We start from the raw sequence: 12505 nt of genomic DNA, 5'->3' as shown, positions 1-12505 counted from the left end.
GCCTTCTCATATTGTCAGAGCTGTGCAAAACACCAGCCGCGATTGTTGTAACCGAGTCCGTAGCCTGGTTTGAGTTCTATAGCTTTGGTGAAATCCGCAATAGCCTCTCTGTGTTGCCCTCGTTCTTCAAAATAAAGTCCGCGGTTCATATAAATCCATGGGTCTTTTGGATTGGATGCTTCTGCTTGAGCAAGATCGTCCGCTGCCTTTTGATGTTGTTTGAGAGAAGTGTATGCCTTGGCGCGAATGAAATAGGACACATCACATTTTGGATCGAGCTGTAAAGCTCTTGTGCAATCCTCAATTGCTTTTTGATATTGCCCCATAGCGTTGTACACCTTTCCTCGAATGGCGAAAGGGCGGGAATATTCAGGCTTTAGTTCAATTGCTTTGGTATATGATTCAATGCTGAGTTGATAATTTCGGTGTTCGAAATAGTACCAACCGCGCAAGATATATGCAGGGGCAAATTTTGGATCAATCGCCAATGCCTTAGTATTGTCTTCAATAGCCTTTTTGTATTGACCATCGACAATGTAAGCGGAGCTACGTGCAACATAAGCATGCGCTGATTTCGGGTTCAGGCGAAGTGATTGATTGGCATCCTTCAGAGCTTGCTCTGAATTGACTAATCCAATCTGTGCATCGGCCCGATATGCATATGCTTCTGCGTTGTTTGGATTTAGCTGTATTGCCTGGTTGAGACAATTGATTGCCCTATTGAATTCGTGTTGCTTTATTAGCTGATTTCCCTGCTCGGTCAAACTGTTGCTATCGGCCGCTGCGGTCGGACCGGCAGCAAAGACAATGACGGAGGTAAGGAGGACAATTTGATTTTTGAGAAGACCTTTACGGGTATTCATGGCAATAAAGTTCTGACACGCTTTCTAAACTGCGGGTACTCGTTGTCCATTTTGATAGATGGTGACTAATTGTTCCATCGCGTCTTCGTAGCCTTGCTTGACGAGGAAGCGAGAGCGTTCGGGATCTATTTCCAGCAATGTTGTGTTCACTGGTTTACGTGGTTGCACGACGTGGATGTTTACTTTGTGCATACCCTCAGCTTCAGACGCGCCTTCTTCGATTAGTCTGTTGTATAGATTGGCTAGTTCAATTTCTTTGCGTGCGGATGCATCAAGCAAAATATCGAGACAGCGTACTAATACTTGGAATAAGTTTGTAGGACATGCATCAATTGTTTCAGGGTGCAGAAGAACCATGAAAATTTCTTGGGCGCCTGCGTCAATTGCTGCTTGTAGTGGCGTGTTGCGTACTAAGCCGCCATCTACCCATAGACCTTTGCCGTGCAAGTGTCTGGGTGGAAATGCCATTGGTACAGCAGATGTTGCCATCAAGGCATCTACAAGTTCGTTTGTCGACATGATGTCATCGATGGTAATGAATCTTGTGCGAAGACTACAGAGATCTGTTGTGACGAAACCAACTTTTGTTTTGCTGGCTTTTAGTTTCTGCAGATCCAATTCGCGCAACAAAAGTTGCTCGAGTGGTGATGTATCGAGTAGTCCTAAAGCTTGTCCGACGATCATTGTTCCCAATTGCATTGCAGACGGCAAACGGAAAATGTCTTTTGGACGCAGAGAAGTCCAGAGAAGTTCTAGGCGTGGAATTGCATCCTGTGCGATAAGCGAAGCATTGAGGGCGCCGATACTGGTGCCGAACGCCATGTCGAATTCAATGCCTTGTTCTTTAAATGCTTTGGCTACGCCGACTTGGTAGGCGCCGCGGCCGCCACCACCTGGAAGGACCAATGCGGTCTTTGGCTTTTTGATTTCCTTGTTCGTCTTTTTCTTGTCGTCGGTCATTGTGTATCGTGGGACGGGGCTTCTTCTATTATGCGGGATGACAAGTAGAGGTCTGACCCCGCCGAAAGTTCTATTTATAAGCTACTAAATATTAGTGTAGCTTAATTAATGATCTGACTCAACATATAAAAGGGAACCCCAGCCATGCCGGGGTTCCCTTTGTGCAAATTGCCGCAATTACTTGCTGACCAACTGCTTGGCAGCCTTGTTGACCAGCTCAACGACTTCAATCGGAGTGACGGCTACTTCGATGCCCACTTCCTTGAAGGCTTTCATCTTGGACTCAGCTGTGCCCTTACCACCTTCAATGACGGCACCGGCGTGACCCATGCGCTTTCCTGGAGGTGCGGTTTGTCCGGCGATGTAGGCAACGACCGGCTTGCGGATGTTCTTCTTGATGTAGGCAGCAGCTTCCTCTTCAGCCGTACCGCCAATTTCACCGATTAGAACAATTAGCTCGGTGCCTGGATCATCATTGAACATGCTTAGCAGTTCAAGATTGCCCATGCCTTTAACAGGGTCGCCACCAATGCCTACGCAAGTTGATTGACCCTGACCGTTTTCGCTCAAAGCCAAAGCAATTTCGTAGGTCAATGTGCCGCTACGGCTAATCATGCCGATTTTTCCTGGCTTGAAAATATTGCCTGGCAAAATACCAATAAGGCTTGCTCCTGGGGAAATAATTCCAGGGCAGTTCGGTCCAACTAGTTGAATGCCTTTGCGCTTAGCTTCAGCAACCAATTTAGCTGTGTCATTTGGTGGAATACCTTCGGTAATCACACAAACAAGACCGACGCCTGCATCAATTGCTTCGCAGCCGCCATCGAGTGCCAAGTATGGTGGCACAAAGCTGACTGAGCAATCGGCACCTGTTGCTCTTACTGCTTCAGCAACCGTGTCATAAACAGGCACGCCATGAATTGTTTCTCCGCCTTTGCCTGGTGTAACACCGGCAACGACTTTGGTTCCGTAATCGAGCATACGTTTGGTATGAGTTGCGCCCATCTTTCCGGTGGCGCCTTGCACGATAACTTTGGTTTCTTTGTTAACTAAAATCATTGTTTATTCGCCCCTTTATACTTTTGCTACTTCTTTAGTAGAAGCAATTGATTTTGATTTAGCCACAGCTTCTTTTACAGCTGTTTCCAAATCCGGTATCAGTTTCAATCCTGATTTAGCAAGCATTTCTGCTGCCTTGTCTTGATTGTTGCCGCGTAGACGGACAACCATTTGACGATGCGGATTCTGTTTGATGAATTCAATCAGAGCTCCAGCAACTTCATCACAGGCAGTGATACCACCCAGGATGTTCAACAAGATTACTTTTACGTCCGGATTCTCATTGACGATATCCAAAGCAAAGAGTGTCTTGTCTTTATCGGAGCCGCCGCCAACATCCAAGAAGTTGGCCGGCTCTCCGCCGAAGTATTTGACCATGTCCATGGTGGCCATTGTTAGTCCTGCGCCGTTGCAGAGAATACCGATATTGCCGTCCAATTCGACTAGGTTCAAGCCGAGCATTTTTGCGCGAGCTTCGCGATCGCTAAGACCGGCGAGGTGATCCTTTTCCCAACCTTGGAATTCCGGATGTCTGTCTATTGAGTCATCGTTGACGACAATCTTGCCGTCGAGTGCCAAGACATCGTCGCCTTCCGTGATAACCAAAGGATTGATTTCAGCCAGATCGAGATCCAATTCGTCGTAGCACTGATAAAGTTTGGTGGCAATGTCAGCAACTTTATTGAGAACCTTTTTAGAAAGTCCCAACTGCTTGGCCAACTCGCGCGCTACATATGGATGGAACGGATATGGAATCGGCATTGTGACAACTTTGCCTGATGATTCAATTTCTACGCCGCCTTCGGCGCTGGCAATGAAAATTGGGCAACCGCGTGAGCGATCGAGTGTGACTGCCAAGTAAAGCTCTTTGGCGATAGCAACTTTTGGCTCAACCAAAAGACTGTCTGTCTTGATGCCTTTGATGGAAAGTTGGAGGAGATCCTTGGCAAGAGCTTGAGCGTCTTTTAAGTCCTTACCGAACTTGATGCCGCCGGCTTTGCCGCGTCCACCAGTGAGCACCTGACATTTTAGTGTCAGTGGATATCCGAAGTGTATTCCAGCCAATTGTTCAGGTTTGGTAATGCGCACACCAGGCGGAATGGTGATGCCATAGTCAGCAAAGATTTCTTTCGCTTCATATTCGTAGAGATTCAAGTGCCAGCCTCCAGCCCAGTTGGGCGCAGTCGGGGTTTGCTATCGATGAGGTTTAGTGTAGATCATGAAGCCTTGTTAGAGCAACGAAATAGGGACTTAACTGTAAAATTGATTATTCATTTGAACGGATGAACGGACAGATGGCAAGCGAAGCTACTGATCCTATGCGCTTTAAACAAGGAGATACGAATGCGGATTGGCATATTAACGGGTGGTGGTGATTGCCCAGGTCTTAATGCAGTTATTCGTGCTGTCGTAACACGCAGCCATGAAAAAGGTTCTGAAGTAATCGGCTTCATGGAAGGCTGGCGTGGTCCTATCGAGAATAAGACGATGCCGCTTGCGCTTGATGATACATACAACTTGTTGCAGCAAGGTGGCACAATTCTCAAAACTTCGCGTACCAATCCGTACAAAGTTGAAGGCGGCCCGCAAAAGATTGTTGAAAATTTGAAAGCCAATAAATTAGACGCATTAATTGCTGTCGGTGGTGAAGATACTTGCGGTGTTGCTTTTAAATTGAACAAAGATTTCGGTTTGAATATTGTTTGTGTTCCAAAGACAATTGATAACGACTTGGATGCAACCGACTTTACCTTTGGTTTTGATACAGCTGTAAGTATCGTTACCGAGTGTATTGATAGATTGCACACAACAGCTGAATCACACGACAGAGTTCTCGTCTGCGAAGTAATGGGACGTCACGCTGGTTGGATCGCTTGCTACGGCGGCATAGCTGGTGGCGCTCACTACATCATGGTGCCGGAAAAAGCGACTGCATTGAAAGATGTAGTTGAAGTTGTTAATAAGCGTAAGAAGCAAGGACACCGTTATTCGATTATCGTTGTCGCAGAAGGCGCTAAGTTGCAAGACGAAGAAGTGCTTAAGTCTCAAGAAGTTGATGCTTTCGGTCACGTAATTCTCGGTGGCATTGGCGAACGTCTGTCCAAAATAATTGAGAAAGAAACAGGGTGTGAAACACGTGCTGTAGTGCTCGGTCACATTCAGCGTGGTGGATCACCGACTGCATTTGATCGCGTTTTGGCAACACGCTTTGGCGTAGCTGCTGCTGAGCTTGTTCATTCCAACAAGTTTGGTCGCATGGTTGCTTTGAATGGCAGCCAGATAGTCGATGTGCCAATCGAAGCCGGCGTCGGTAAACTGAAGACACTTGATATGAGTCTCTACAACAAAGTGGCGGAAGTCTTTTTTGGATGATATTGACATAGTCCACATGTTGTCCTGCTTGGAGCTTGCTAGTAAAGCTACAGGCAGGACTTCTCCTAATCCGATGGTGGGATCGGTAATTGTCGATGCTACCGGCAAAGTTGTCGGCTCTGGCTTTCACGAAAAGGCAGGCACACCTCATGCTGAAGTGCACGCGATAAAAGAAGCAGGCGATGCAGCGCGTGGCGGGACTTTGTATGTCAATCTTGAACCATGCTGTCATCATGGTCGCACACCTCCTTGTTCCGAGGCGGTTATTGCCAGTGGCGTGAAACGAGTAGTCATCGGAATGGGCGATCCCAATCCCAAAGTTGCCGGTGGTGGTATCAAACAACTTAATGATGCCGGCATCGAGACAAGAGTTGGTGTACTTGAAGATGAGTGCCAATGGCTCAACAGAGCTTTTGTAAAACGTATTAAGACCGGTTTGCCATGGGTTTGTTTGAAATTGGCTACAACCCTTGATGGAAGAATTGCCGACAGGCATGGCAATAGTAGATGGATTACGGGCGCTGAAGCGCGCGCGCATGTTCATCAATTACGCAATGAATATGATGCGGTTATGGTAGGCGCACACACGGCGATAAAAGATGATCCACAACTGAATGTTCGCGACATTCGAGGAAGTCGAGATCCTGTTCGAGTTATAGTCGACTCAAAACTCAAACTCGATCCGGCAATGAAAGTCTTCCAGAAAACAACCGGCGGCAAGACAATAATTTTCTGCAGTGAAGAATCTCTACGCGACAACAAGATTTTTTCAGATGTAGAGATAGTTGCGGTGAAAAGCAATGCGGCCGGACTCGATTTGCAATTAGTTTTGAGAGGGCTTTTGGAAAGAGACGTGCAGAGTGTTCTTTGCGAAGGCGGTAGTCGATTGGCGGGTAGCCTTTTGGAGTCAGGACTGGTTGATGAAGTGCAATGGTTGATTGCGCCGAAGATTATTTCCGATGCTAATTCCATTCCTGCTGTGGCAAATGTTTCCGAAGTGCTGTTGACCCAAGCCTTTAATCTTCGGCAAATGAAAATAAGCACCCTGGGGAGCGACATTCTGGTCCAGGGCTTGGTTGAGCCGCGGCTCTAAACGAATTGCTACATTTAATCTGCTCTGCTGTCCAGGTTTGCCCTGGGCTGGATAGTTAGTGACTACAGCCGTTCCAACGGATTGCCGAGCGGTTGATTACTAGGAGAGGGTCCGATGTTTAGACCAGAACAAGACTCTACAGATTTGGACTTACCCAAGTTTCGTACAGATGCTTTCGATACACATTCAGGTGGATCGGTAGCCGACCTTTACGCTCAATCAAAGCTTGCTTATGATGCTGACAGTCACCGCTTCAAGAATGCTGGGGACGGTACTTTGCCGCCAGTAGAGTTTCACGATAGCGCACTCGAAAAGCTGTCTGATGCTCCGCCCAATCCGCCAGTGTTGGATGAGAACGGACGGGTTGAGTCAATTAACTATGCAGATGGCACATCCAGACAATTCACTTACAAAGACGGTCAGATAGACACGTATAAAGATAAGGATGGACACCTTTGGAAATTTTCGGCACCTGATGCATGGACGCAGCAAGATGGCAAAAGTGTTTTGCATGGTGAAATGATTGTCGGTAAGGACGGTTCGTTTACCTTTATCAATCATGATAAGGACTATGTTTCGCATTATGGTGCTGACGGAAAAGAAAAGGTTGATGCGCAGAAAAAATATGATGAGTACTCCAAAGAAGATTTGATTGCTCTTGAAGCTGCCGGCAAGCAATTTGCTGCCACTGGCTTGCCTCAAGATTCACTGGAAAAACCAAAGCAAGATCAACCTCTACCTCCGGAGGCAACTTCCGAGCCAAGACCGCAGCCGGATACGCATCCGGTGAAGCCAGATCCAACTGTTCCACCAGAGACGTCTGCCGAGCCAAAACCGCAGCCAGAGCCAGAGATGCCGGATCCGGTGAAGCCAGATCAAAGTGTTCCACCAGAGACATCTACCGAGCCAAAACCGCAACCGGAGCCCGAGAAGCCGGAGCCTGTGAAACCAGACCAAACTATTCCACCGGCAACAACTAGCGAACCAAAACCGCAACCAGTGGACCAACAGGCTGGGACTCCGCTTACGCCGGCAGAAATTGCCGCCTTTGCTCGCAATTTTGGTCTTGAGCCTGCCGAAATAGCTCGTATCAGTGCATTGCCGCTTGAGCAACTAAGGTCGGAGATGCAAGCAATCCCGCCAAGAGAGCGCAATAGTCAAAAGTTTCGCTTTTATGGCGAAATGGTCTATAGGCTGACGGGCGGAAAGACTAGTTCTGCCTACGGTACATCGGACATAGCCTAGAAAATTAACTTTATTCCTTCACCGACCCATATTTGTCCAGAAACGAGCCATCGAGGGGTATATCAGATTATGGGGTGGACCAAATCGCCATTCGGTCAAGGTTTAGGGAGATGTATTGAGTCATGAGTTCAGCCGAACGTCAAAATGAAAAGCCGGATAAACAATCAAAGCAACCGGAAAGCAAAAATCTGACTGGTTCATCCGAACAGGCTTATAAAGATCACGCAGATCATAAAGCGACCGATGCCAGCCAAACTATTGCTATGGCGCAACAGCAAATGGAGAAAGGGCACCTTGCTAAGACGGAAATTGTTAGCGACTTCAGCAAAATGCATTCGGATAAACCGAAAAATGGCGCGACGCTCGAAGATGGTCCCAATGGTCATAAGCGCGTCTCTGAAGTGAAGTACGAAGACGGCAAGTCTCGCAAGTTTACTTACGATAAAGAAGGACACCTAACGAACTACACTGACAAAAACGGTCACCAGTGGGAGCGGGACAAGAAAGATCCAAACCAATGGAATCAGACGGATGGCAAATCCCATATGCGCGGACAAATGATTGTCGGCAAAGATGGTGAATTTAAGTTCGTCAATTACGACAAGAAATATGTCTCTCATTACGATGCCAACGGCAACGAGAAGAAAGACGCACAAAGAGAAATGTCTTCGTACTCGGGGCAAGAAAAAGCTGAGCTAAGAATGCAGGGCAATGCATTTGCGAACACCGGCGAGCCGCAAAACGTAAATCCACCGGATCTCACGGTGGCAGAACGAGACCAAATGATGCACAACGCAACTATTGGAATTATTGACGGTATAGGTCAAGCTTTTGATGGGGCTATTAACCAAATTACTCCGGATTTTCTAAAACCGGCTGAACAGGCAGTGTCCGGATTTGTAGGTGAAGTTGCTCACGCCGTCATAGGTCTAGCCAACTTGGTTTCTCCGCATCGACCCGAAAATGCAATTGTGCAGCAGGCAGAAAATGCAACTGAGCAGACAATGAATCAAGTATTCGGACCAATCGCGCCGACTGATTATGCAGGTCATGCTGTGCGTGACATGCTGGTTAGAGGCATCGGTACTTTAATGACACCGGTTGGAACCGCTGGTGACATTGCTCATGCGGTGATAGATCCACTAGCAACTGCAGCCAACTATTACGGTGGTGCTCCCGATATTGGTTCCGACATAGGACGAGCTGGAGAATATCTAAAAGATCCTAGAACATTTGGGCAGACTGCAGCTCAAGCCGTTATGTTGCTGGCGCCTTTAAAAGGACTTGGGCGCTTCGGACGTGCAGGTGCAGCAGGTGAAGCAGGTTCAGTTGCCGGGCTGCTTGAAGATGGCGCCAGCCAATTCAAGCCGAAGGCCGGTGGCGCCGGCGATGCCTTCAATTCATGGCGCGATCGTCCTTGGGCTAAGCAAGCTGAACATACTGTTCAAGGTGAAGTTGTTGAAGAGGCAGGCGAAAGCGCGGCGAAAACAGCTGCGAAAAGCGCACCGCACGAAGATATAGTCGACGTTGAAGTCCAACCATAACTGCTATATCATGTTGCGTAAATGCAGCGACTGATTTACAACATCTTTTACAAGCATATCCTCAATCGACCGAAGTTACGTTCGCTTTTGACGAGTTTGCTTGTGCCTGAATACGACAAGACGATAGATCTTTTTGGGTCGCCGCTGTATGTAAACAGTAGACAAGAAATTGGTTGTATCCGTGCGTATGATTTTGTGCAGATGTGCGCGCTGCTTCGTGACGAAACTGGACCTCTTATAAATATTGCTTTTCTCTTGAGAAAGGGCGATGCATTTATTGATGTTGGTGCCAATGTGGGTTTGTTTTCGTCAGTATTGTCGCGTGTGGGCAGCATTGCCGATGTAAAAATGTACGCCTTCGAACCGAACCCTGACACGTTTGTTCGATTGACAAAAACAATGGCAGGAAAAGATGCCGAGTTGTATCAATTAGGTCTATCCGACGCAGAAGAAGAAATGATTTTTTGTGAGGGTGTGACATCCGGTGCATTTGCACCACTGCAACATTCCGGCATGAAACAACTTCTGGACAAACAACACACAATCAAATGCAGACGTCTCGATAGTTTTACGTTTGCCAGTGATTCTCTAGTAATTAAATTGGATGCCGAAGGTCACGAGACGAAGATATTAGCTGGAGCAAGTAACCTTATTGAGAAGAATAGAGTCAAAGCAGTTCTAATAGATGGGTGTGGCAGAGAGACAAAAGAATTTCTCATGGCGAATAACTTTTTGTTATTTCACGGGCATTCACTTCATCCTCTCAAGGCGCCCTTCGCAGACCCATCGTTGCGCTGTGTCTTAGCCATTCACAAGAATTGCCTCTAGCGCCTGACAATTAAATGAGAGTCGCATAATGAGCGTGCTCTTATCTTTGAGGCGATATAATGACTGACTCACCGGCCATGAGTTATAACTTGGCGATATCCGGTGAGCCTACTGGCGGGGCGGGAAATGTTGAAATTTACGATGTACGTGGATCACAATCAAGACGGCAGTGCCGAGGTGATCTACCCGAAAATCCATGAAGAGCACGAAGTGCCATCCTCACATGAAGGGCGCATGGAATGGATTCGCAACTCCTGTGAAAATCTGCTTGAGCGCATCAAAGAAAGAGAGCAGCTCCTAAGCCGGTACTAGATTTGGCTACGAAGCAAGTTTACATTGAGACATTTGGATGTCAGATGAATAAGTCTGACTCTGAGCATATGCTTGGTTTGCTTGATGAAATTGGCTATGCGCAGACGGACAACGAAAAAAACGCTGACTTGATGATTCTCAACACTTGCGCCATTCGCGAAGGTGCTGAGGACAAAGTATTTAGTTATCTAGGCCATTGGAATAAGCATAAAAGAGACGGCTCTCTTATTGCAGTCGGTGGCTGTGTCGCGCAAGACATGGGCGAAGATCTTTTGAAGAGATGCTCTTATGTCAATCTGGTTTTCGGCACACACAACTTACATAGGCTTCCTGATTTGGTTTTGCAGGCGGAAAAGGGCGAGCGCATAGCTGAGCTGTTTACAGAGTTGCCGGATGATTTGCCGGAGACACCTGTAATTAGACAAAACGATTTCAGTGCTTGGGTGTCGGTAATTTACGGCTGTGATTACAACTGTACTTATTGCATAGTTCCCTATGTACGCGGCAGAGAAAAAAGCCGTACGCCTGACGTTATCTTGCAAGAGATAAAAGAACTTGTCGATGTCGGCTACAAGGAAGTGACGTTGCTTGGACAAAACGTTACTGCTTACGGGCATGATTTAGATCCTGTTAGACATCTTGGACATTTGATAGAAATGATTGGTGAACAAGATGCCATCAAACGCATTCGTTTTCTTACCGGTCACCCGCGCGATCTAAATCCGGAAATTATTGATGCCGTAGCAAAAGTTCCTAGTGCTTGCGAATATTTCCATTTGCCTATTCAGGCTGGTGACGACAGAACATTGCGACGCATGGCGCGTGGTTACAATGTCGACTTCTACAGAAAAGTAGCGAGCCAAGTTCGCGATCGCATTCCTGATGCAGCACTAACAAGCGACCTTATTGTTGGTTTTCCTGGTGAAACAGATCAGGAATTCATGAACACAGTAAATTTAGTGGAAGAGATGTGTTTTGATGCAGTTAACACGGCGGCTTACTCGCCACGTCCACATACGCCGGCAGCTAACTGGCCTGACCAAGTGCCGGAAGAAGTGAAAAACGAAAGACTGCGCTTTTTGAACACAGTCGTATCGGAAGTTTCGCACCGCCGCAATAAGCGTTGCCTGGATACCGTTTGTGAGGTTCTGGTTGAAGGTCGTAGCCAAAGAAACCCTGAACGGGTCAGCGGGCGGACTAGAACCAACAAAATTGTTAACTTCGTGGGCGATGACAGCCTTATTGGCAAATTGGTAAACGTACGCATAGAAGCCGCAAACCCTTGGGCCTTGAGGGGTTCGCTGGTTTCATGAAATATATCTAGGGAAAAACCCCTTTGCTAGCTCTACAATAGGTGGGCTGTCAGGCGGGAGTCGCGGACGCCCAAAGTGAAGGATCTAGGCATGAAAAAACTAGGACTGGGAAAACTAATAAGTCTGGCACTCGTTGTTCAGGTGTCCGCACCGGCATTTGCAGCGCAGACGCCGTCGGGCAACAAAGCCATGCCTGGCTTTGAGCACATAAATACGCCTAGTGAAATTAATATCGATGGACTGGATATTCTTGTCGATACCGAACAGCACAAGCCTAAAAATGCTGTGCTGAGAGTTCGCATCAATGTTCAGTACAATAAAAATCCGCAAGACAAACTTACTGCTTATCCATATCCGGTCAAGCCACCGGAATTAAAGGCAAGAACAGAACCGCTGCCGACTAATGATGGACAAATCAAAGACTATTTGATGCAGTGCTGCTACAACAATCGCCGCTCCAAAGAATACGCCTACCCAATGTTTGGTTTTCGCTGGGAGCACGCTCTGGAAGCTGCGCAAAAGCGTACCGGTGAAAGTGTGCCGCATTCAATTTTTACAGTGTATCCGTGGATACACAAGATGGTGCCTTATGTAAAGACTCAGTGTGAACGTATCAACGCTGAAGAAAATGCGCGAATGATGCGCTATGCGCAAGTGCTTCACGAATACAACCAGAAGCATTCGGATTTAGAAAACGAGTCGGCTCGTCATGGTATTGATCCTGTGCAAATCACAATCGACAAAAACGGTGAAGGCTTCGCCGAAGTGCAAGCTGGAGCCTGGTGGATAGCCGGCAGCCGCAAGGTGCCGGGGCTGACGCTCTTCTGGTCGCAACCAGTTACCGTAGCTCCAGCTGAAACCAGCGGCGTTCTATTGAATGAAGGCAACGCTATCTTCATCGGCGGCGGCTGGTAA

12 protein-coding genes are annotated in these 12505 nt (G+C 47.4%); 8 read left to right on the top strand and 4 right to left on the bottom strand.

What is annotated here, in order from left to right:
• Window positions 1–14: 14 nt before the first annotated feature.
• The 4 genes from K2Y22_16370 to K2Y22_16355 form a co-directional block, all read right to left on the bottom strand.
• A complete protein-coding gene (locus K2Y22_16370) occupies window positions 15–863 on the bottom strand; it encodes a tetratricopeptide repeat protein (protein ID MBX9880034.1) in 849 nt (282 codons plus the stop codon).
• A 24-nt stretch (window positions 864–887) separates the two neighbouring features.
• Window positions 888–1823 (bottom strand): patatin-like phospholipase family protein, encoded by a 936-nt coding sequence (locus K2Y22_16365; GenBank protein ID MBX9880033.1) that lies wholly within the window; start codon window positions 1821–1823, stop codon window positions 888–890.
• 177 nt (window positions 1824–2000) lie between these two features.
• Window positions 2001–2882, bottom strand: coding sequence for a succinate--CoA ligase subunit alpha (gene sucD, locus K2Y22_16360; protein ID MBX9880032.1), 882 nt, complete (start codon window positions 2880–2882; stop codon window positions 2001–2003).
• Between the two features lie 15 nt (window positions 2883–2897).
• The gene (locus K2Y22_16355) at window positions 2898–4037 is read right to left on the bottom strand and encodes an acetate--CoA ligase family protein (protein MBX9880031.1); all 1140 of its coding nucleotides are present in this window, start codon (window positions 4035–4037) and stop codon (window positions 2898–2900) included.
• 189 nt (window positions 4038–4226) lie between these two features.
• On the opposite strand from K2Y22_16355, the gene K2Y22_16350 reads away from it, so the two are divergent.
• From K2Y22_16350 to K2Y22_16315, 8 genes are all read left to right on the top strand, one after another.
• Window positions 4227–5255, top strand: a complete 1029-nt coding sequence (locus K2Y22_16350) for a 6-phosphofructokinase (GenBank protein ID MBX9880030.1) — start codon at window positions 4227–4229, stop codon at window positions 5253–5255.
• Entirely contained in the window at window positions 5248–6348 is a 1101-nt protein-coding gene (ribD, locus tag K2Y22_16345) for a bifunctional diaminohydroxyphosphoribosylaminopyrimidine deaminase/5-amino-6-(5-phosphoribosylamino)uracil reductase RibD (protein ID MBX9880029.1), read from the top strand. The genes K2Y22_16350 and ribD overlap by 8 nt, the downstream gene beginning before the upstream one ends.
• A 114-nt stretch (window positions 6349–6462) precedes the next feature.
• Window positions 6463–7593: a hypothetical protein gene (locus K2Y22_16340; protein ID MBX9880028.1), complete on the top strand. Its 1131-nt coding sequence runs from the start codon at window positions 6463–6465 to the stop codon at window positions 7591–7593.
• Window positions 7594–7715: 122 nt separating this feature from the next.
• The gene (locus K2Y22_16335; protein MBX9880027.1) at window positions 7716–9137 is read left to right on the top strand and encodes a hypothetical protein; all 1422 of its coding nucleotides are present in this window, start codon (window positions 7716–7718) and stop codon (window positions 9135–9137) included.
• A gap of 21 nt (window positions 9138–9158) precedes the next feature.
• Window positions 9159–9965 (top strand): FkbM family methyltransferase, encoded by an 807-nt coding sequence (locus K2Y22_16330; GenBank protein ID MBX9880026.1) that lies wholly within the window; start codon window positions 9159–9161, stop codon window positions 9963–9965.
• 59 nt (window positions 9966–10024) lie between these two features.
• The gene (locus K2Y22_16325; protein MBX9880025.1) at window positions 10025–10165 is read left to right on the top strand and encodes a hypothetical protein; all 141 of its coding nucleotides are present in this window, start codon (window positions 10025–10027) and stop codon (window positions 10163–10165) included.
• Window positions 10166–10321: 156 nt separating this feature from the next.
• Complete coding sequence (gene miaB, locus K2Y22_16320; protein ID MBX9880024.1) at window positions 10322–11590, top strand: tRNA (N6-isopentenyl adenosine(37)-C2)-methylthiotransferase MiaB; 1269 nt, start codon at window positions 10322–10324, stop codon at window positions 11588–11590.
• A gap of 90 nt (window positions 11591–11680) precedes the next feature.
• Complete coding sequence (locus K2Y22_16315) at window positions 11681–12505, top strand: hypothetical protein (GenBank protein ID MBX9880023.1); 825 nt, start codon at window positions 11681–11683, stop codon at window positions 12503–12505.

It is taken from the genome of Candidatus Obscuribacterales bacterium, assembly GCA_019744775.1.
Classification (GTDB): domain Bacteria; phylum Cyanobacteriota; class Vampirovibrionia; order Obscuribacterales; family Obscuribacteraceae; genus SBAT01.
Note: the sequence above shows the minus strand (reverse complement) of the source record. Positions and strands in the feature narration are given on the sequence as shown.

Excerpts from the sequence above, each read along its gene's own strand:
- K2Y22_16370 (MBX9880034.1), bottom strand. The coding sequence starts at position 863 with ATGAATACCCGTAAAGGTCTTCTCAAAAATCAAATTGTCCTCCTTACC.
- K2Y22_16335 (MBX9880027.1), top strand. The coding sequence starts at position 7,716 with ATGAGTTCAGCCGAACGTCAAAATGAAAAGCCGGATAAACAATCAAAG.
- sucD (MBX9880032.1), bottom strand. The coding sequence starts at position 2,882 with ATGATTTTAGTTAACAAAGAAACCAAAGTTATCGTGCAAGGCGCCACC.
- miaB (MBX9880024.1), top strand. The coding sequence starts at position 10,322 with ATGAATAAGTCTGACTCTGAGCATATGCTTGGTTTGCTTGATGAAATT.
- K2Y22_16315 (MBX9880023.1), top strand. The coding sequence starts at position 11,681 with ATGAAAAAACTAGGACTGGGAAAACTAATAAGTCTGGCACTCGTTGTT.
- K2Y22_16340 (MBX9880028.1), top strand. The coding sequence starts at position 6,463 with ATGTTTAGACCAGAACAAGACTCTACAGATTTGGACTTACCCAAGTTT.
- K2Y22_16350 (MBX9880030.1), top strand. The coding sequence starts at position 4,227 with ATGCGGATTGGCATATTAACGGGTGGTGGTGATTGCCCAGGTCTTAAT.
- K2Y22_16330 (MBX9880026.1), top strand. The coding sequence starts at position 9,159 with ATGCAGCGACTGATTTACAACATCTTTTACAAGCATATCCTCAATCGA.
- K2Y22_16325 (MBX9880025.1), top strand. The coding sequence starts at position 10,025 with ATGACTGACTCACCGGCCATGAGTTATAACTTGGCGATATCCGGTGAG.
- K2Y22_16365 (MBX9880033.1), bottom strand. The coding sequence starts at position 1,823 with ATGACCGACGACAAGAAAAAGACGAACAAGGAAATCAAAAAGCCAAAG.